This window comes from Geotalea daltonii FRC-32 (assembly GCF_000022265.1).
In the GTDB taxonomy this organism is placed as follows: Bacteria; Desulfobacterota; Desulfuromonadia; order Geobacterales; family Geobacteraceae; genus Geotalea; species Geotalea daltonii.
Genome location: NC_011979.1, coordinates 2,163,877 through 2,183,237, shown reverse-complemented (window position 1 = coordinate 2,183,237; position 19,361 = coordinate 2,163,877). Strand labels below are relative to the sequence as shown.

Annotated in this window: 15 protein-coding genes; 9 read left to right on the top strand and 6 right to left on the bottom strand. The window is 55.9% G+C overall.

All coding sequences use genetic code 11. The annotated features are described in order from the left end of the window. Nucleotides 1–16: 16 nt before the first annotated feature. The 5 genes from GEOB_RS09705 to GEOB_RS09685 all read right to left on the bottom strand — a co-directional run bounded on the left by GEOB_RS09705 (nucleotide 17) and on the right by GEOB_RS09685 (nucleotide 6,804). Nucleotides 17–2,689, bottom strand: a complete 2,673-nt coding sequence (locus GEOB_RS09705; protein WP_012647034.1) for a 2-oxoglutarate dehydrogenase E1 component — start codon at nucleotides 2,687–2,689, stop codon at nucleotides 17–19. 133 nt (nucleotides 2,690–2,822) lie between these two features. Beyond that, nucleotides 2,823–3,167 carry a DUF190 domain-containing protein gene (locus tag GEOB_RS09700; protein WP_012647033.1) on the bottom strand — a complete coding sequence of 115 codons (345 nt, stop codon included), beginning with the start codon at nucleotides 3,165–3,167 and terminating at the stop codon, nucleotides 2,823–2,825. A gap of 75 nt (nucleotides 3,168–3,242) precedes the next feature. After that, nucleotides 3,243–3,617: a fluoride efflux transporter CrcB gene (crcB, locus tag GEOB_RS09695; RefSeq protein WP_012647032.1), complete on the bottom strand. Its 375-nt coding sequence runs from the start codon at nucleotides 3,615–3,617 to the stop codon at nucleotides 3,243–3,245. Nucleotides 3,618–3,619: 2 nt separating this feature from the next. Continuing rightward, nucleotides 3,620–4,441 (bottom strand): hypothetical protein, encoded by an 822-nt coding sequence (locus GEOB_RS09690; RefSeq protein WP_012647031.1) that lies wholly within the window; start codon nucleotides 4,439–4,441, stop codon nucleotides 3,620–3,622. A gap of 29 nt (nucleotides 4,442–4,470) precedes the next feature. After that, complete coding sequence (locus GEOB_RS09685) at nucleotides 4,471–6,804, bottom strand: Rne/Rng family ribonuclease (RefSeq protein ID WP_012647030.1); 2,334 nt, start codon at nucleotides 6,802–6,804, stop codon at nucleotides 4,471–4,473. A gap of 319 nt (nucleotides 6,805–7,123) precedes the next feature. Between GEOB_RS09685 and GEOB_RS09680 the strand changes: the two genes are divergently transcribed. From GEOB_RS09680 to GEOB_RS09650, 7 genes are all read left to right on the top strand, one after another. Next, on the top strand, nucleotides 7,124–7,459 hold the full coding sequence (locus GEOB_RS09680; protein WP_012647029.1) for a YajD family HNH nuclease: 336 nt from the start codon (nucleotides 7,124–7,126) through the stop codon (nucleotides 7,457–7,459). A gap of 256 nt (nucleotides 7,460–7,715) precedes the next feature. Further along, complete coding sequence (locus GEOB_RS20670; RefSeq protein WP_012647028.1) at nucleotides 7,716–8,492, top strand: MBL fold metallo-hydrolase; 777 nt, start codon at nucleotides 7,716–7,718, stop codon at nucleotides 8,490–8,492. 111 nt (nucleotides 8,493–8,603) lie between these two features. Beyond that, complete coding sequence (locus tag GEOB_RS09670; RefSeq protein ID WP_012647027.1) at nucleotides 8,604–10,526, top strand: ABC-F family ATP-binding cassette domain-containing protein; 1,923 nt, start codon at nucleotides 8,604–8,606, stop codon at nucleotides 10,524–10,526. A gap of 81 nt (nucleotides 10,527–10,607) precedes the next feature. Continuing rightward, nucleotides 10,608–12,926 carry an endopeptidase La gene (gene lon, locus GEOB_RS09665; RefSeq protein WP_012647026.1) on the top strand — a complete coding sequence of 773 codons (2,319 nt, stop codon included), beginning with the start codon at nucleotides 10,608–10,610 and terminating at the stop codon, nucleotides 12,924–12,926. A 7-nt stretch (nucleotides 12,927–12,933) separates the two neighbouring features. Then, nucleotides 12,934–13,707: an MlaE family ABC transporter permease gene (locus GEOB_RS09660; RefSeq protein ID WP_012647025.1), complete on the top strand. Its 774-nt coding sequence runs from the start codon at nucleotides 12,934–12,936 to the stop codon at nucleotides 13,705–13,707. A 173-nt stretch (nucleotides 13,708–13,880) separates the two neighbouring features. Next, nucleotides 13,881–14,681: an ABC transporter ATP-binding protein gene (locus GEOB_RS09655; RefSeq protein WP_230198925.1), complete on the top strand. Its 801-nt coding sequence runs from the start codon at nucleotides 13,881–13,883 to the stop codon at nucleotides 14,679–14,681. Beyond that, nucleotides 14,665–15,747: an MlaD family protein gene (locus GEOB_RS09650; RefSeq protein WP_012647023.1), complete on the top strand. Its 1,083-nt coding sequence runs from the start codon at nucleotides 14,665–14,667 to the stop codon at nucleotides 15,745–15,747. The genes GEOB_RS09655 and GEOB_RS09650 overlap by 17 nt, the downstream gene beginning before the upstream one ends. A gap of 84 nt (nucleotides 15,748–15,831) precedes the next feature. On the opposite strand, the gene GEOB_RS09645 is transcribed toward GEOB_RS09650, so the two are convergent. Next, on the bottom strand, nucleotides 15,832–17,730 hold the full coding sequence (locus GEOB_RS09645; protein ID WP_012647022.1) for a methyl-accepting chemotaxis protein: 1,899 nt from the start codon (nucleotides 17,728–17,730) through the stop codon (nucleotides 15,832–15,834). A gap of 509 nt (nucleotides 17,731–18,239) precedes the next feature. Between GEOB_RS09645 and GEOB_RS09640 the strand changes: the two genes are divergently transcribed. After that, nucleotides 18,240–18,548 (top strand): hypothetical protein, encoded by a 309-nt coding sequence (locus GEOB_RS09640; protein ID WP_012647021.1) that lies wholly within the window; start codon nucleotides 18,240–18,242, stop codon nucleotides 18,546–18,548. A gap of 230 nt (nucleotides 18,549–18,778) precedes the next feature. After that, nucleotides 18,779–19,306 (top strand): RNA recognition motif domain-containing protein, encoded by a 528-nt coding sequence (locus GEOB_RS19325; protein WP_012647020.1) that lies wholly within the window; start codon nucleotides 18,779–18,781, stop codon nucleotides 19,304–19,306. The last annotated feature ends 55 nt before the right edge of the window (nucleotides 19,307–19,361 follow it).

Here is a 19,361-nt window from a genome sequence, read left to right as displayed (position 1 = left end):
GTCTCTCCATAAATTTCTAGGCAAATGCATCATTTATCACCCGTTCCTGCTCCACCATGTGCTGCCGATGGGACCCGACGGCCGGCGCCGCTTCCTCCTCCCTCCCCACGTATGCCACCTTGCCGCCTGTTATTTCCTCAAGCTGCGGCCGGATGAAAATCCATGCCCCCATGTTGCGCGGTTCTTCCTGTACCCAGCGAAAGGAGGCCTGCCGGTATCTGAGAAGGGTATCGCGAAGCAGGTCAAGACGCAGAGGATAAAGCTGCTCGATCCTCACCAGTGCCACGTCTTCCCGCCCCGCAGCCATCTTCTCCTTAAGCAGCTCGAAATAGATCTTGCCTGAGCAGATCAGCACCTGCCGAACCTTGTCCGGGTTGTCTTCTGCGGGCAGGATCTCCCGGAACCAGCCGCCGAAATCATCCAGGGTTGAGACACAGAGGGGATTGCGGAGCAGGCTTTTGGGAGTGAAAATAACCAGCGGCTTTCTGAAGGGCTGCTTTACCTGACGTCGCAGCAGATGGAAATATTGGGCCGGAGTTGTCGGATAACACACCTGCATGTTGTTCATGGCGCAGAGCTGGAGGAACCGCTCGATCCTGGCGCTGGAATGCTCGGCTCCCTGCCCCTCGTAGCCGTGGGGAAGCAGCAGGACCAGACCGCTTCCCCGGTCCCACTTGCTTTCCCCCGAGGAGACGAACTGATCGATGACAACCTGTGCACCGTTGGCGAAATCTCCGTACTGGGCCTCCCATACGGTCAGTCCCAAGGGGGACTCCACCGAGTAGCCGTATTCGAAACCGAGCACAGCATACTCGGAAAGCATGCTGTCGTAAGCGTTGAATACTGCATTATCTTTGGCCAGGGCAGCAAGGGGAACATGCATCTTTTCGGTGTGATAATCGAAGAAGGTGCAATGACGTTGGCTGAAGGTGCCTCTTCTCACATCCTGTCCGGAAAGACGAAGGGAAGTACCTTCCTGCAGAAGTGAAGCAAAGGCCAGATTCTCCGCGGTGGCCCAGTCGATGCCGTTGCCCTGTTTCACCGCTTCAAGCCGCCGTTTCAGCAGGGTTGCCAGTTTCGGATGTGGCGTAAAGCCATCCGGAAAGGCCGTCAGAACCTCCATCATGGAAATAAGTTCTCCTGCCCCGACTCCGGTTTCGACCTTATGGGGGGCGTAATCCCGCTCGATTCCGCCCCACCCTTCCCGGAACCCCACGTCGGAGTCGGTGGCTTCCTGCCCGATAGCGGCTTCAAGATGGGCAGAAACTGCCCGGAAGAGCTTTTCCAGCTCAGCGCCGTCAACGCCTTCATCTCTCAGTTTCATAGCGTACAGCTCATGGAGCGGCTGACGGTTCTTGATCTTTTCGTACATGAGGGGCTGGGTGAAGTAGGGCTCGTCTCCTTCGTTATGTCCGTAGCGCCGGTAGCAGATGACCTCCACCACCACATCACGACGAAAAGCCTGCCGGTATTCCAGGGCTAGCCTCGTCGCATGGACCACCGCCTCCGGGTCGTCCCCCTGGACGTGGAAAACGGGAGCCTGGACCATTTTCGCCCCATCGGTGGCATAACAGCTGGAGCGGGCATCGGCAGCAAGGGTAGTAAAGCCGATTTGGTTGTTGAGGACAATGTGCACAGTGCCGCCGGTGCGGTAGCCTTCCAGCTGGGAGAGGTTGAAGGTTTCGGCCACCACCCCCTGCCCGGAAAAGGCGGCATCGCCGTGGATAAGGACCGGCAGGACCAGGTCGCCGCGGCTGTCGCAGCAGCGATCCTGGCGTGCCCGGCATTTTCCTTCCACCACCGGGTCGATGGCCTCCAGATGGCTTGGATTGGCCGCCAGGGTAAGATGAATGGTATGGCCGCCCACCGGCGTTACATCTATGGAATATCCCTTGTGATATTTTACGTCTCCCTCGCCGATGATCCCATGCTGGCTGTTATCGGCGAACTCGGCAAAAATTTCCTCCAGCGGCTTGTCAAACACATTGGCCAATACATTAAGCCGCCCACGGTGGGGCATCCCCAGGATCAGATCAGTGACACCCCGTTCGGCCGCTCCTGCCATAAGCCACTTGAGTAGGGGTATCAGGCTTTCCCCCCCTTCCAGGGAGAAGCGGGTCTGGCCGGCGAACTTGCGGTTGAGGAATGCCTCGAATAGCGCTGCCTGGTAAATATGGCCGGCTATCTCCTGCTTTTGGCCAATGGAAAAGGAGGGGCTGTTTCGCACCGGCTCCATGCGGTCCATCAGCCACTGCCGCTCCGCCGGTTCCTGGATATGCATGAATTCAACACCAATAGAGCGGCAGTAGGTATCGTGCATTACCTGCAGGATCTCTCGCAGAGTTGCACTTTCCTTCATGAAGCGGCGGGTATGGAAAACCTTATCCAGGTCGGAGGCATCCAGGCCGAATGCTTCAAGACTGAGCAGGGGGTGGTCGATTTGGCAGGGAGAAAGGGGATCGGTACAGGCAAGGAGGTGGCCGATGTCCCGGTAGCGGTAGATAAGCGACTGCACCGCCGATTGCTTGATCGCAAAACGAAGGTCTGCTTTGCCTTCGCCACCTTCCAGCCCCAACTCGAAACCGTTGAAAAATGCCTGCAGGTCGACCGGCAGCCGCTCAGGGTGTTCTTGCCAAAGAAGGTACTGCTCTTCAATCCATTCAGGACTGAAATTCATATTGAACGGCATGGGAAATCCTTTGCAGGAATGCGATGAGAAGCCATAGAGGGGAACATGGCGAAAAGCTCATGAGAAGTATAGCAGAGGGGCGAGACGATGCAACTTGCAGAAGAAAAACAGCGGCAGGTGGGGGAAGTCAGGCTTATTTTTTATCGTGGTGGCTGTAGCGGATGACGGTGGCCTTTTCCAGGGTGATCATGCCGCCGTCCATCATCCCGTCGATGGCAGGCATGACGGCGTCAATCCTTTCCTGGCTGTCCACCACCTCGACGATGACGGGCAGATCGGTGGAGAGACGGAGTAATTTATCCGTATGGTAGACGCTGTGGGCGCCGAAGCCGGCAATGCAGCGGATTACCGTCGCCCCGGCGAGTCCCTCCCTGCGCAACAGTTCCACCAGTGCCTCGTAGAGGGGGATATGGCCGTGGCGGTCGCTTTCACCGATAAAGATCCGCATCAATACCTGTTCGCCGGTCAGCTTGGTCATAGTCAATTCCTCCTGCACTCTCCTGCTCACGTATGTTCGCTTTCCCCCTATGGAATGGGGGGATTGAAGGAGGGTCTAGATATATCGAGCCGCCGCGATTCCCAACCAGGTAAACACCAGACATACCAGGACGCTGGTGAGCACGTTTACCGAAGCTATCAGCAGTTCCCCATCCTCAAGAAGGCGGAATGTTTCGTAGCTGAAGGTGGAAAAGGTGGTAAGCCCTCCAAGAAAACCGATGGTCAGCCCAACGCGCAACTGGGGAGAAACCAGCGTGCTGCGCAGGGAAAACTCCATGATCAGACCGATGAGAAAGGCACCGATAATATTGACGGCAAAGGTGCCGTAGGGAAAAGCCCTGCCGACGATGTCATAGACCCAGCCAGAAAGGTAGTAGCGGCACAGGCACCCTAATGCGCCGAATATTCCTATAAAGATAACCGTCTGCATATTTACCTGAAGGCCCAGCCTAGCCTGAGACCGAAGATATCGGATTTTGAGGTGGGCTGGAAGAACTGGTTGGTTCCGACCAGGACTCCTGGAGATTGGTCGTAGCGGAAACCTTCATAAAAAGTGCTGAACTTGAGCTTCTTGTAGCGTGCCCCCACCTCGGCAAAGGCAGACCAGCTTCCGTCCGGTTTGATCGTGATATCCCTACCAGAGATTTCCACGACGTTTTCGGTATAAAAAGGGTATTTCGCCCCCCCCTCGGTAAAGATGCGCCAGTCGTCAGTCACGGCAACGTCCAGCCGCCCCCCCAGACGCAGATAAAAGCTGCGCCAGTCCTCGGTATAGCCATTCACCTCCACGGGCATGCCCGCTCTATCTATTGTCATGGAATTTTCCAGATCTCTCAGCCACCAGCGGGCACCAAAACCGAAGAAAGGCTCCATGGACACCTTCTGTTGGGAAATTCGCCAGCCAAGGTCGATATCCTCCCTTGTACCGAAGTAATTGACGTCAGTTTTCACCGGCAGATTCTCCGGCCCCTGCGTCTGCCCGTCGTAATCGGCAATCCCGCCGAACAGCTCAGCCTTGCCCGTTGCGACAAGGGAACCTGCCTCTGCCTTGACCAGGTTTATTCTGGCGACTCCGCCGGCGGCCATCAACCAGCCCTGCTCCCGGAGCAATTTCTCGCCCTGATGGAATTCCTCCCACTGGAAATAGTGGGGAGCCAGGTACGCCGAAACCTCTTCCACCCCTCCAAACCGGGCGGCGTTAGCCGTCGATGAAGCAATAAGAACTGCGACCGCTGCGATTTTGAAGATATCCATACATCCTCCGCAACTGGCGATATAAAAATTTACTCAGCCGGGGATTCTTCTTTCTTCTTACGTGGAGCCCGTTTGCGCTTGGGTTTTTCCTGAGCTTCGCCAGCCGGCTCGGCCTGGGGTTCCTCACTCTTTTCAGGCGCTGCCTTTCGAGGGCGCGCAGCCCGTTTCGGTTTTGCCGGCTCTGTTTCGGGCACCTCTACCGGTGCAGGAGCTTCCGGTACAGCTTCAGCCGCCGGCTTCTTTTTTCGCGGAGCGCGGGGTTTTTTAGCCTTCTCCTCTGCCGGCTGTTCCGCCGGCTTTTCAGGTTGTTGCGGCACCTCCTGGGCAGCTTCCCCGGCGTGAGCCGTTTCGGCCCCGGCCCCGGCTACGGCCTCGGAAGTGGCTTGCTTGCCACCTCGTTTGCGACGGCGGCGGCGTTTTTTCTTGCTTTCCTCGGCAGTGGTTTCACCTTCCGTTGCCGGTTCAGCAGCCTGCTCAGATATTGCTTCCCCGGTAGAGGCTGCGATCTCCGGCACTGTGGAGGTCTCTGCCGGAGCAACAGCCTCGCCTGCCCCCTTGCCGCCGCGGCGCCGTCTACGCCGGCGCTTTTTCTTGTGCTCTTCGGCAACTTCGGCTCCCGATACTTCAACGGTCTCGGTGGTCTCCGCTGCAGCCTCGTGTCCTTCCTCTTCAGCCGATTCAACGGCGGGAGGTACCGCGATCTCTTCGCCCAGTGGTGCAGCTTCCCCCTCCACATGGTGTTTCTTCTTGCGCCGCCTCTTTTTCTTCGGTTTCCCTTCTTCGGCAGGAGGCGCCTCTGCTGCAGCAGCCGCCAAAGCAGGCACTCCCGCTTCCGTAGTGGGGACTTCCGGCGCTATCTCTTCCGTAAATGGCTTTTCCCGCTTGATCAACTCAAGCTCTATCTGGTTCAGCAAAAACGATGGCTTCCCCTTTACCGTCACATCCAGATCGTAATCGGTCTCAATCTGGGCCAACTCCCGCTTCTTCCGGTTCAACAGAAAATAAGCAACCTCAAGGGGCAGGCCACCACGCACTTCGGCGACGGTACCCTTGGCGGCAGCAGCATGGACCTTACGCAAAAAGGATACAGCCATGGCCTCCACCGATTTGACCTTGCCCCGACCTTCACAGTGGGGGCACTCCAGGGAGCTGGCCTGGTTGATGGTCTGCTTGATCCGTTGCCGGGACATCTCCAAAAGGCCGAACTGGGATATTTTGCCAACGGTGACCCTGGCTTTGTCCCCCTTGAGGGCGGTCTTCAGCGCTTTCTCCACTTCGTTGTTGTGTTTGCGTTCGCGCATGTCGATGAAGTCGATGACTATCAGCCCCCCAAGGTCGCGCAGGCGCAGCTGTCTGGCCGCCTCGGCGGCCGCTTCCAGATTGGTCTTGAAGGCGGTATCCTCGACCCCTTTTTCGCCGGTGGATTTTCCCGAGTTAACATCGATGGAAACGAGGGCTTCGGTGGGTTCGATGAAGATGGAGCCTCCCGATTTCAGCGGCACCTTCTTCTCGTAGATAAGGTCGATCTGCTCCTCCAGCTGATAACGGGAGAAAATCGGCCTTTTTTCCTGGTGCATCTTCACCAGCTTTTCATATTTCGGCATGGTTTCCTTGAAGAAAGCCCGTGCCTGCTTGTAGACATCCTTGCTGTCCACAAGCACTTCATCGATCTCGGCGTTGAAGTAATCGCGAATGGTGCGGATAACCAGATCCGATTCCTGGTAGATCAGACCGGCGCCCTTGAGTTCAGCCCCCTTTTCCCGAATGCTGCTGTAGAGCTTAACCAGGTACTGCAGATCCTTGGCCAGTTCCGTTTTGGTCCGCCCCATCGCCTCGGTGCGCATGATGTAGCCAATACCTTCCGGGATCTCCAGGTCAGCCACCATCTCCTTGAGCTTTTTCCTCTCGCTTTCGCTCTCCACCTTGCGGGAGATACCGGCGGAGTCGCTTCCCGGCATGAGCACCATATAGCGGCCGGGAAGGGAAATGTAGGTGGTCAGGGCGGCGCCCTTATTGTCCCGTTCACCCTTTTCCACCTGAACGATGAGCTCCTGGCCCCGGCGGAGGATCTCCTGGATGCGGGGCCGCCGGTTACGCTGCTCTTCGGGCACATCGTCACGCCACTGCCAGTTTTCCGGGTGAATTTCCCCCATCTGGAGAAAGCCGAGTTTTTTATGGCCGATATCCACAAATGCGGCCTGCAGGCCAGGTTCCACCCGGACCACCACACCTTTGTAGACGTTGCCGCGGGTCTGTTCGCTCCCGGCAATCTCGATATCCAGCTCCACCAGGTGACCGTCCTCGACGATAGCCACCCGCGCCTCTTCGGCATGGAGCGCATTGATCAACATTTTTTTCGACATTCTCAATCCTTTACCGGGGACAGGCTGTTTTTTCGCCCATCGACCCTCTTTGTTTAATAGCCTGGCAGCAGGGGGTAACCCCCGCGCGGCGGAATCCTTGTTTCATGGCATTTGAGAGATACTGCCGCCACACCGGCAGCTGTACCGCACACAAAACCCTGAGAGTATAACAGAGTTTCGCAACACTTCATAAGAAAAAACTATTATCTCGCTGATATTTACCCCTTCTACAGGAGTTTGAATGACTACAGCTCCGAAAATGTGCTGGCTTTTGCAGACGATCTTTACTATAAAAAACTAAGGAAAACCGGAGGAAATCATGGCCCCATCCTTTCGTCCACGCGCCCCGAAACCTGTGGCAAAAACACAAGAAGAAGCCGATGAGATAATTCGCAAAATGAAGGCAGGACAAAAGGCGCCGGACAACTACCGGGAGCGTTCCCTCAAGCTCCATGGCTGGATCTGTGCCAAGTGCGGCCGGGAATTCGACCTGGACAATCTCCACCTGCTCACCGTCCATCACAAGGACGGCAATCATAATTACAACCCGCCCGACGGCAGCAACTGGGAAAACCTCTGTGTCTACTGCCACGATGACGAGCACAGCCGGTCGATCCTGGCCGATTATCTCCAGGGGGATAAGCGGAAGAAATGATTTAGCCACTGCGAGGCAATAGTAGCGCTTACAACTTTCAGTTCTGAATTTTCTACACTGACAAGGCCAAAATCAATTCGACCTCATCAGAAGTGATCCGAATGCTCCAAAAAATCTACAAACCTTAGCATTAAGGGACAGATAAAGGGTCTGCCCTCGACATAGGACAAAGTGCATTGTTGAGGACGAAACAGTCAAGATTTTGCCTCATGTCGACGGCTGATCCCGCTGTTTTCTCCGCCTGCAAAAATACAATATGACAAATTCTTGGTTCACAATAGAATGTATCAACCGCAGAACTACAGCGATCAGTGAATATGGACACTGGGAACAGGGCCATTCCTACTTGTTCGAAGGAAGCCGCAAGGCTGCACTGATAGACACTGGGTTGGGTATTGGCCGGATAAGTGACGTTGTGCGCAAGCTGACGCAACTTCAGATTGTTGTCCTTACGACGCACTGTCATTGGGATCATATCGGTGGGCACGGGGAATTCGATGAATTGGCCATTCACGAAGATGATCAAGGATGGCTCGAACACGGTTTGCCGATTTCGTCACAGGAGATCCTGTCAAACTTGTTTAAAGAACCATTTTCGCAAAAGTTGCCAAGGTGTTTCGACCCATACAACTATCACCCGTTCGTGGGAAAGCCCCGGCATGTTTTGCATGATAACGATGTAATCAATTTGGGGGACCGGCAGCTCAAAATATTACACACACCGGGACACTCGCCCGGACATATCTGCGTATTTGAGGAAGAGACGGGATACCTTTGCACCGGAGATCTTCTTTATGAGGGCACTGTGTACGCCAGCTACCCGAGCACGGACCCGTGGAAGTTACACGATTCGATAAAACGTATAGATTCCATTGAGCACGTGTCGAGGCTTCTGCCTGGTCACAAAAGATTGGATATTCAAAGGTCTTTTCTGTCAAAGGCACGTGTGGCGTTGGATAAGCTTGCCGACGCAGAATTTGTGAAGCATGGAACCGGCATACATGAATGTGGAGACATAAGTTTTATTTTTTAACTCGCCTTCTTCGTCTGTTTCAATCGGGTGCAATCCGAACCTTAATTGACAAAATCACCCCTCGCCCCTACAATACCCGCCGTTGTTCATACTTATCTCCAAGGATTTCCAATGCTGCACCTGAAACAACTTTCCAAAGATTTTGCGGGTAAGCCGCTTTTTACCCAGATCGACTGGCACCTGAAGAAGGGGGAGCGGGTCGGCCTGGTCGGCGAGAACGGAGCGGGCAAGTCGACGCTCATGCGCATCATCGCCGGCCAGGTGGAACATACCAGCGGCGATCTCCAGTTCGCCAAAGGAGCAACCGTCGGCTATCTCCCCCAGGACGGCATCGTCACCAAGGGAAGAGGACTCTTTGCCGAAGTGATGACCGCCCTTTCGGAGCTGCAGGCCATCGAAAAGGAACTGGCCGTTCTCACGGCCAGGCTGGCCGAAATGCCCCATGAAGATCCGGGGCACGAAGGACTCCTGTACCGCTTCGGCCATCTCCAGGAGGAGTTCCGCCTCAAGGGGGGCTACGCCATGGAAGCCGAGGTGGGCAATGTCCTCACCGGCCTGGGTTTTCTCGCCAGCGACTGGCAGAAGGAATGCGGCGAGTTTTCCGGTGGCTGGCAGATGCGCATCGCCCTGGCCAAACTTTTGTTGCAAAAGCCCAACGTGCTGCTCTTGGACGAGCCCACCAACCACCTGGACATCGAGGCGCGCAACTGGCTGGAGGGCTACCTCCAGTCCTACCCCTATTCGGTGATCCTCGTTTCCCACGACCGCTTTTTCCTGGATCAGGTCTGCTCCCGCATCACCGAGGTCTGGAACCACACCCTCACCGACTACCACTGCAACTACAGCCGCTATCTTGTCCTGCGGGAAGAGCGGGTTTCGGCCCTGCGGGAGGCGAAACGCCGCCAGGATGAAGAAGTGCAAAAGATCGAGGATTTCATCTCCCGCTTCCGTTACAAGGCGGACAAGGCGGCCCTGGTCCAGTCCCGCATCAAGCAGTTGGAAAAGATCGAGCGGATCGTCCTGCCGCCGGAGCGAAAGAGAATCCGTTTCCGCTTCCCCGATCCGCCCAAGAGCGGCCGGATGGTGGTGGAACTGAAGGGGGTGCGCAAAGCCTACGGCAGCAATGTGGTCCTCGATGGCATCGATCTCACCATAGAAAAGGAAGAACGGGTTGCCCTGGTGGGGCACAACGGTGCCGGCAAGTCTACTCTGATGAAGGTGCTGGCCGGAGGGAATTTCCAGGGGGGAGAGCTGACTCTTGGCCATAACGTCGTCCGCGACTATTTCGCCCAGGATCAGGCCCAGGAGCTGAACGGCGAGCAGAGCGTCTATGAAGAGATCCTGGCCGACGCCCCCTTCGACATGGTGCCGCAGCTGAGGGACATCCTCGGCGCCTTTCTCTTCTCCGGGGACGACATCCAAAAAAAGGTCTCGGTGCTCTCAGGTGGCGAACGCAACCGCCTGGCCCTGGCCAAGATGCTCCTACGCCCCTCCAACCTGCTCCTCATGGACGAACCGACCAACCATCTGGACCTGTTCAGCAAGGAGGTGCTGCTTGGCGCCCTGGCGGCCTTTTCCGGCACCGTAGTCTTCGTTTCCCACGACCGGCACTTTATCGACGGCCTGGCCACCCGGGTTGTGGAGGTTGGGGACGGGAAGATAAACAGCTTCATGGGAGACTATGAGTATTATCTAGCCAAAAAAGCAGAGGATGTGCCTCTGGCAGAGCAAGCCAACCAAGCACCACCGACCGCCGACCAACGACCAGCAACCGCCTCCAAAGAGGACAGACTGCGCCAGCGCGAGGAAGAGAAGCAGCGGCAACGCGAGGAAAAGGGGCGCCAGAAACGCCTGGCTGAGCTGGAAGCCGAAATAGAAAAGACTGAAAACGTGCTTGCCGGGCTGGAAGAGCGAATGGCAGCCCCTGAGTCTTTTGCCGATCATGGGACGGCGCGCCGGATGGGAGAAGAACACGAAACCTTGACCTCCCGCATCGCCGCGCTTTATGCGGAGTGGGAAGGGATGCAATCTTGACATCACCCCCTTAACTGGTTACTCTTTAATTGTTTTGAATCTCTACAATTGCCTTATTTAAAGGGCGAGCAAGGACACCCCATGACCGAGAACCAGTCGCTGAGAATGCCGGAAATGGTTCCCCTCTTCCCGTTGCGGGACATGGTCGCCTTTCCTTACATGGTTTTCCCCCTCTTCATCACCAATGAGGAAATCGCAGTTTTCGAAGAGGCGATTCCCTTCGACAACATGATCACCCTCTTCAAGCTGAGGAACGAGTCCTCGGAGCGGCTGCTCTCCTCCCTCAACGAAATCGGCACCATCTGTAAGATCAACCAGCTTACCAGGATGGCAGAAGGTGGCGCAAAGGTTGTCCTGGAGGGACTTGCCCGGGTTCGGCTCGTGGATATGCCCCAGGAAAACCCCATTCCCCTGGTGCGGGTGGAACAGGTGCGGGAATTCGCCGAAAAGTCGGTGGTTTCTGAAGCGCTGGTCTCAAGCCTCAACGCCCTCTTGAAAATAGCCCTTTCCTATGGCCGCCCTCTGCCCGATGATGTGATGAAGATGATTGATTACATTGACAATCCCGGCCGGCTCTCGGACCTGGTGGCGCTCTACGTCAACCTCCCCCCTGACGAACTGCAGAAGCTGCTGGAGACTGTCGATCCCATCGAGCGGCTGAAAAAGGTCTACATGAGCCTGACCGCAGAGGTGCAGCGCCTGCAGATAAAGGGGGAAGTCCAGGCCGAAGTGACGAAGAAGGTGGGCAAGACCCAGAAGGAATACTTGCTGCGGGAGCAGATGAAGCAGATCCAGGAAGAGCTGGGCGAAGAGGACGACCGCCAGACGGAAATCAAGGATTTGCGCAAGAAGCTGCTTTCGGCCGGCATGCCCGAAGAGGTGCGCAAGATTGCCGAAAAGGAACTGAAAAGGCTGGACAAGATCAACCCGGCATCACCGGAATACAGCGTCTCGCGTACCTATCTGGATTACCTGCTCAATATGCCGTGGCAGAACGCCACAATCGACAACCGGGACATCAATCAGGCTGAAGAGGTTCTCAACCAGGACCATTTCGATTTGAAAAAGGTGAAGGAGCGGATTCTGGAATACCTGGCGGTGCGAACGCTCAAGGAAAAGATGAAGGGTCCGATTCTCTGCTTCGTCGGCCCTCCGGGTGTGGGCAAGACCAGCCTCGGCCGCTCAATAGCCCGTGCTCTGGGACGCAAATTCATCCGCGTCTCCCTGGGGGGGATGCGGGACGAGGCGGAAATCCGCGGCCACCGGCGCACTTATATCGGTGCCCTTCCCGGCCGTATCATCCAGGAAATCTATCGTGCCGGTCACAACAACCCGGTGTTCATGCTGGACGAGGTGGACAAGATCGGCATCGATTTTCGCGGCGATCCGGCCAGCGCACTTCTTGAAGTGCTGGATCCGGAACAGAATTTTTCCTTCACCGACCATTATCTGGACGTCCCCTTCGATCTGACCAACGTCATGTTCATCACCACCGCCAACATCCTCGATCCGGTGCCCCCTGCCCTAAAGGACAGAATGGAAGTGATCAACCTTTCCGGATACACGGACGAGGAAAAGGAAAGAATCGCCGTAACCTATCTGATTCCCAGGGAGATCGAAGAAAACGGCCTGTCAAAATATCAGCCCAAGTTCAGTGAAGACGCCATCTACAAGATTATCCGCGACCATACCCGCGAGGCAGGTGTCCGCAACCTGCAGCGCCATATCGGCAGCATCTGCCGCAAGGTCGCCAAGGAAATCACCCAGAACAAGCCGCCACGGGAGCAGATCACACAGGAACTTGTGGAGGAATTTCTCGGACCGCGCAAATTCTTCGACGAGGTTACGGCAGAAAAAGACCGGGTCGGCGTCGTCACCGGCCTGGCCTGGACCGAAACCGGCGGCGACATCATCTTCGTCGAGGCGAACCGCATGAAGGGCAAGGGAGACCTGATCCTGACCGGTTCCCTGGGAGAAATCATGAAGGAATCGGCACGGGCCGCCCTCTCCTTTGTCGAGGCAAATTGCGTCGAACTGAAGATCGACCCGAAGGAATTCACCGGCATGAATATCCATATCCACGTGCCGGCCGGCAGTATTCCCAAGGACGGTCCGTCCGCCGGCATCACCATGACCACCGCCCTGGTTTCACTGCTCTCAGGACGTGAAGCCCAGCGGGACGTGGCCATGACCGGCGAAGTCAGCCTTACCGGCCGGGTGCTGGCCATCGGCGGGCTCAAGGAAAAGGTGCTGGCCGCCCGCCGCGCCGGAGTAAAAAAGGTGATCGTACCGGAAAGAAATCGAAAGGATCTGGAAGATATCCCCCAGGACGTACGCGAGCAGCTGAATTTCATCTTCATCGAAGACGTCCGCGAAGCGTTTGTCCAGGCCCTGAAATAGCAATAACATGCCCATAAAGCTTATCGAAAACACACTGAAGTCTTTCGTCCTCGAGGTCCAGGAACTCTTTTTTCTATCGACCCGCGCCATTGGCTGCATCGTCACCCCCCCATTCTATTACCGCGACTTCACCACCCAGCTGGACAAGATCGGGGTCGGCTCCCTGTTCATCGTCATCCTCACCGGCCTCTTCACTGGCATGGTCATGGCCCTCCAGGCGCTCATCCAGCTCAAACCCTTTGCCGCCACCAGCTATGTGGGAGGAATGGTGGCAGTTACCATGGTCAAGGAGCTGGGACCGGTGCTCTCTTCTCTGATGGTCGCCGGTAGAGTCGGCTCGGCCATCACCGCCGAACTGGGCACCATGGTCGTCACCGAGCAAGTGGACGCCATGCAGGTGGAAGGCACCGACATCATCAAGCGCCTGGTCACGTCCAGATTAAAGGCAATAGTAATTGCCATGCCGCTTCTGGCAATAATCACCGATGCCGTTTCCCTGGTGGGCGGTTACATCATGGCGGCTAATTATGATATAAACATCATCATGTACTGGAAATCGATCCCCCAGTTCATGGTTTTTCAGGATCTCATCGAAGGGGTAGTCAAGCCCGCCGTCTTTGGCTTCATCATCGCCATGGTCGGCTGCCATGTGGGACTCAGCACCAATGGCGGCGCGGCAGGGGTCGGTGAATCGGCAAAAAGGGCGGTGGTGATTTCATCGGTCAGCATACTGGTCACCGACTTTTTTATAGCCAAGATATTTATTGCCTTCAGGGGATGAATAAGCGGTGACTTCGGTGATTGGTGGCTTCGGTGATTGGTGGCTTCGGTGATTGGTGGCTTCGGTGATTGGTGGCTTCGGTGATTGGTGGCTTCGGTGATTGGTGGCTTCGGTGATTGGTGATTCGGTGATTGGTGATTCGGTGATTGGTGACGGTTGACGGGTGACGGGTTGTGATTGATATTCGGGAAAAAGGCATACGCATGGACAAGGTCTGTTACTCGGTCAACGGGCGGCAGATCCTCCATGATTTCGATCTTTTCCTCAAACCGGGGTTAAACCGGACCATTCTCGGCGTCAGCGGCGTCGGCAAGACCACCATTCTCAAGCTGCTCCTGGGACTGCTGCCGGTACATTCCGGCAGGGTCACCATCGATGGCCATGATATCGCCGGGCTCAAGCAGCGGGAGCTGATCCGGGTGCGGAAAAATATCGCCATCGTCTTTCAGGGTGGAGCCCTCTTCGATTCCATGACTGTCGGGGAAAATGTCGGCTACCGGCTTTTTGAGGAAGGGAACCTCTCACAGGGCGAAATAGAGAAGATCGTTCTGGAAAAGCTGGGTTTCGTCGGTCTGGAGCAGACCATAGACCTGTATCCCGCCGAACTGTCCGGGGGAATGAAAAAGCGGGTTGCCATCGCCAGGGCCTTGGCCGCCGATCCCGATTACATCTTCTTCGATGAGCCGACCACCGGCCTCGATCCCATCGGCGTCTACAACATCTGCAACCTGATGCTGCGCCTGCAGGAGGAGGGAAAGACGACGCTGATGGTAACCCACGATATGGATACTGCCTTCAAGGTTTCCCAGCGGTTCTCTTTTCTCCACAACGCCCGGCTGGTCTTTGACGGCACAAAGCAAGAGCTGTTGGACTTTCCGGCCACTGAAACGAGGGAATTCTTCTCCCCCAGCGACAAGTCCCTCTTTGCCAATAATTCAACGGAGAAAGTGATGGAACATGAAACGAAGCGATAACATAGGCTGGTCGCAACTGAAAGCCGGAATCTTCATCATTTTCGCCCTGCTCTTTTTCGCCGGCGGGATCCTGCTGATGGGTGAAAAAACCAAGTTTTTCGTCCCCAAGGGAAAACTTTCAGTAATCATGAGCGACGTGGCCGGGCTCAAAGTCGGGGCACCCGTCTGGCTGGCCGGGGTAGACGTGGGCATTGTCACCGATATCCAGTTCGAGAAACCCAACAAGACCAACGAAGTAGAGATTGTCCTGCAGGTGGAAAAGAGCGCTCTGAAGAAGATCGGCAAGGATTCGGCCATCACCGTCAAGACCCGGGGACTCATGGGAGAGAAATATGTGGACGTCACCCCCAGCCTGTACATCACCCAGGTGCCGGAAACCCGCCTCTACGGCACATCCATAACCAAGCTGGACGATGTCATGCAGAAGGCGGGCAAGGCCTTCGACAAGTTTAACCATTCCCTGGACAAGATGAATCGGGGAGAAGGTAGCCTGGGACGTCTTGCCACGGATACCAAGCTTTACGACAACCTGGTCAGCCTCACCGCCGAGTTGGACAGCTTCGCCAAAACCGCCAACAGCGGCCAAGGAACCCTGGGCAAACTCAACAAGAGCCGGGAACCCTATGACCGGCTCATGGCCATCCTCAACCGGACCGATGCCACCATGAAGGACATCCAGTCGTCCGAAGGCACCTTGAGCAAGCTCCTCCACGACCGGGAGCTATACGACAAGATGGTGGCCCTGGCCGACCAGAGCAAGGAGGCCGCCGAAGACGTGCGCGAGTTGAAGCAACGGCTCACCTCACCAGACGGCACCTTTGGCAAGCTCCTCCAGGACCGGGAATTCTACGACAAGGGAATGGCTCTGCTGGAGCGGGCCGACAACTCGGTGAAAGCCTTCGAGGATGTGGCCATCAGGATCAACAGCGGCGAAGGGACCGCCGGCAAGCTGGTGAGCGATCAAGCCCTTTACGATAAGATGAACAAGATGATCGACGACATGAACCTGCTGGTGAAGGACCTGAAGGAGAACCCGAAGAGGTATCTCAAATTTTCGGTGTTTTAGGAGGCAGACCATCCACAACGCGCCCCACAAGGCCCACTGCTATTGAGTGGGCCTTGTAGTTTCCCCTTTATGTTTTCTCTGGCGCTACAACCTGAACTGCCCCATCAGGCTTTGGAGATTGTCGGCAAAACCGGAGAGCTGGGAGGTCGCTGCTGCTGATTCCTGTGCCCCGCGCGAACTTTGGTTGATTACCTGGGTCATCTGCACGATATTGTTGCTTATTTCGGTGGTGGTGTAGCTCTGCTGTTCCGCCGCCGTGGCCACCTGGCTTACCTGCATCGAAAGTTCATTCATCCTTTCAATGATCTCCTTCAGCGCAGAATCTGACTGGGCGGCGGCAGCGGTCCCCTTGTCGACTTCAGAGACCCCCTCTTCCATCACAGCGACAGCCTTTCTGGTTTCACACTGGATGCTCTTGATCATTTCACCGATCTCCCTGGTGGCATTGGTCGTCCGTTCCGCCAGCGCCCGCACCTCGTCGGCTACGACGGCAAAACCGCGCCCCTGCTCTCCGGCGCGCGCGGCCTCGATGGCGGCATTGAGCGCCAAAAGGTTGGTCTGGTCCGCAATGTCCTCGATGGTGGCCACTATTTCACCGATCTGCTCGGAACGCGCCCCTAGCGCTGAGACAGTACTCGCGGAAAGACGGGTGTTGACCGCAATCCGTGCCATCCCGGAGATGGTCGACTCCACCACCTGGGCGCCGGCAGCGGCGGCAGAGTTGGCCAGTTGGGAGTGTTCGGCCGCCAGATTGCAGTTTTGAGCAATGCCGCTGATGGTGGCCGCCATCTCTTCGCTCGCCGTCGCCAACGTACTTGCTTTGGCTGCCATCTCCTCGGTGGCGGTGGCCTGTTGTCCTGAGGTGGCGAAAAGCACGCCGGACGAGGAGGCAACCTGTGTCGCGGTCTTGGCAACCTGGCCGATAATGCCATGCAACTTGTCGATGAAGGTGTTGAACAGCCCGCAGACCTCGCCAATCTCATCTTTGCTGTTCACCGGAAGGCGCTGGGTAAGATCCCCCTCTCCCTGGGCGATGTTGCTCAATACCGCCGTCATCTCCCTTATCGGTCGCAGAATGCTGCGCGACAGCGACCAGGTCAACACCGCCAGAATTATGGCCGCGATAGATATCACCAGGAGCAGGGTCACCATCCTGACCTGGGAGAAATCATATCCGGCCAGCATGCTCTTTGCCGCGAAGCTGTCAAGTTCCTCCCGCATCACGCTACTCTGTTTTTCGATTTCCTTGCTGGCCACGCTGATCTTGTCGCAGTTCGCCTGGTATTCCAATGCCAGTTGCCGCATCCGCTGATTGGCCTCCAGCGCCTTTTGTGCAGCCCCCATGAACGGGGTACCGGTAAGCCGTTGCCGGGAGTCCGTCACGTTGCTGATGGCCGTGTCCAGGTAGGCGATCAACTCCTTCCGCTTGCTGCTGTCCACCTTTATGCGCAGGAAAAGAGCGCGGATATTGTGGTTGGTGCCGCTGTTCACCGAGGCACCGGCAAGAACCTGGCGCTCAAGGCGTGAAATGGACCGTTCACGGCTCGGATCCGCCAGCTTTGCGCTGGTATCGGCGATGAACCGATCCGATTGCTCAATGGATAAGGCGGTCAGCTGGAAGATCTCCTTCTCGATGTCAAGGTTGCGCCGGAACAGCTTTGACGTATCCTGCAAAACCGCTTTGATTCCCGTAAGGGGAGATGCCAGCCGCCCACCAATGGGGAGCTTCTTTATCTGTGCCGACTGTGCGCCCAGTTCGGCCTCCACCTTCTGCAGGTCACCCTGCCCATGCAGCAGCAACTGGATATCCACTCCAAGAGACTGCAGCCGCCCGACAATCATCCCCATCTCCTTGGCTTGCTCGCGCCTGGAGCGGACCTCATTCTGGCTGGAAAGGTAGAAAAATCCCACCACCACCAGGAGCAAAACCTGCAAAACAACCGGCACCTTCAGTTTCGTAGCGATACTAGATAATACCCCCATCTAAGCCCCCTTTGCTGCTGTGTGCATTCCTGAATTCCGGCAGGTGCGACTACCGATCTACCCTCTCTTATCGAAAACATTGTTTTAGAACTTTAGATATTTTTAGAGCACATCTCACCAAACAAGAACCGGATGCAGAAAGGGGGGCATCATCGGGTCCAACATACAATCCACCCCACCCTCTTAAGCTGCTAATATTACTAGGCGTACTTAAGATTTTGTCGCCAAGAAAGGTCGCCAACCGAGGTCGTTCTTTTTTATACACCAGAGATAAAAAATGATAAAACAACGTCTCAACCAAACTTCACTATCAGGCCTTGAAGATTTGAAGACTGGTGATAATGTTTCACCATGTCACGCAAACCTCTATTTAACGTAGCTGGAACTATGTACCACTGGAAAAATATTCCCATTCAGGCAAAAAGGTGGAACAACCGGGGCGGAATTTACAAGAAGTTCAAATCTTCACGGCCTACCAGGGAACGGGAGAAAGAGAGAAAGGTGATCACATGCATCTGATCCAACTGCTGCTCCCACTTTTCGACAACGACGGGCACCCCTTCCCCCAAACCATTTATCTCCAGGTGAGGGACGAGCTCGCCGAACATTTCGGCGGAATAACCACCTATGTCAGATCACCCGCCGAAGGCTTATGGAAAGAGGGGAAAACCAGCACGGTAAGGGATGAAATTGTCATTTACGAGGTCATGGCAAAGGAATTGGACCGCAGCTGGTGGAAAGAATTCAGAGAACGGTTGGAACTCCTTTTCAGGCAGGAATCCCTGGTTGTCAGGGCAAGCCACATCGATATCCTTTGAGATAGAGAGTTGTGAATAATAAAAAGTCCCTGCGGCCTGCAAGGACTTTTTATTTTTGTGTTGCGCCTTTCGTGAGTTTGGGTAGGCGGTGTAACAAAAAAGATTGCTTGTGGTTTGGTCGGAACAAGGTATATTACGCGCAAGAGGCTGTGCTAATGTGCGGAAAGAGCCGTCGGCACCAGCAAAGAAAGTGCAGCATAGGCTGCAACATTATTTAAAAAGGAATGAACATGTCAAAGGAACTTTACGTAGGACATATCTCGGACAATGCTTCGGAAGAGGACCTGCGCAAGCTGTTTTCGGTAATGGGCACGGTCACCTCGGTGCACCTGATCGTCGATCCCGAGACCAACGAATTCAAACACTGCGGCTATGTACGCATGGCATCGGGCATAGATCTTAAGGAAGTGGCGGAGACACTGGACGGGGCTTTGCTGGTTGACCGGGTGATCACGGTGAGTATTGCCCGGCCGCAAAAACCGGGCATGTCGAAATCAGGCAGGTCGGGAAAGTTCGGCGGGCCGAAAAAGCCGGGGCTGGGTTCGAAAGGAAGCACGGCACCCAGGGCCGGCACCGGCTCGAAGACACGTGGCGAAGCAAAGGCCGGGCCGGGAAAGAAATCGGCTGAAGGTTCAAAACAGATAGGGAGTGCAAAATTCACAGCCACTCCCCGCAGTGCCGACTCCGGGAGGAAAGATCAAAGGAGCGGGCACGGCAGCAAAACGGCTGCTCGCCCGGCAGGGAGAAGGAAACCCTAGTGTCCCGATCGGATAATTCATTCTTGCGGTGAACTAACCGCACGGGACACTAGCA

Excerpts from the sequence above, each read along its gene's own strand:
- GEOB_RS09705 (WP_012647034.1), bottom strand. The coding sequence starts at position 2,689 with ATGCCGTTCAATATGAATTTCAGTCCTGAATGGATTGAAGAGCAGTAC.
- GEOB_RS09645 (WP_012647022.1), bottom strand. The coding sequence starts at position 17,730 with ATGGGGGTATTATCTAGTATCGCTACGAAACTGAAGGTGCCGGTTGTT.
- GEOB_RS09650 (WP_012647023.1), top strand. The coding sequence starts at position 14,665 with ATGAAACGAAGCGATAACATAGGCTGGTCGCAACTGAAAGCCGGAATC.
- GEOB_RS09660 (WP_012647025.1), top strand. The coding sequence starts at position 12,934 with ATGCCCATAAAGCTTATCGAAAACACACTGAAGTCTTTCGTCCTCGAG.
- GEOB_RS20670 (WP_012647028.1), top strand. The coding sequence starts at position 7,716 with ATGACAAATTCTTGGTTCACAATAGAATGTATCAACCGCAGAACTACA.
- GEOB_RS09685 (WP_012647030.1), bottom strand. The coding sequence starts at position 6,804 with ATGTCGAAAAAAATGTTGATCAATGCGCTCCATGCCGAAGAGGCGCGG.
- GEOB_RS09680 (WP_012647029.1), top strand. The coding sequence starts at position 7,124 with ATGGCCCCATCCTTTCGTCCACGCGCCCCGAAACCTGTGGCAAAAACA.
- lon (WP_012647026.1), top strand. The coding sequence starts at position 10,608 with ATGACCGAGAACCAGTCGCTGAGAATGCCGGAAATGGTTCCCCTCTTC.
- GEOB_RS09700 (WP_012647033.1), bottom strand. The coding sequence starts at position 3,167 with ATGACCAAGCTGACCGGCGAACAGGTATTGATGCGGATCTTTATCGGT.
- GEOB_RS19325 (WP_012647020.1), top strand. The coding sequence starts at position 18,779 with ATGTCAAAGGAACTTTACGTAGGACATATCTCGGACAATGCTTCGGAA.
- GEOB_RS09640 (WP_012647021.1), top strand. The coding sequence starts at position 18,240 with ATGCATCTGATCCAACTGCTGCTCCCACTTTTCGACAACGACGGGCAC.
- crcB (WP_012647032.1), bottom strand. The coding sequence starts at position 3,617 with ATGCAGACGGTTATCTTTATAGGAATATTCGGCGCATTAGGGTGCCTG.
- GEOB_RS09670 (WP_012647027.1), top strand. The coding sequence starts at position 8,604 with ATGCTGCACCTGAAACAACTTTCCAAAGATTTTGCGGGTAAGCCGCTT.
- GEOB_RS09690 (WP_012647031.1), bottom strand. The coding sequence starts at position 4,441 with ATGGATATCTTCAAAATCGCAGCGGTCGCAGTTCTTATTGCTTCATCG.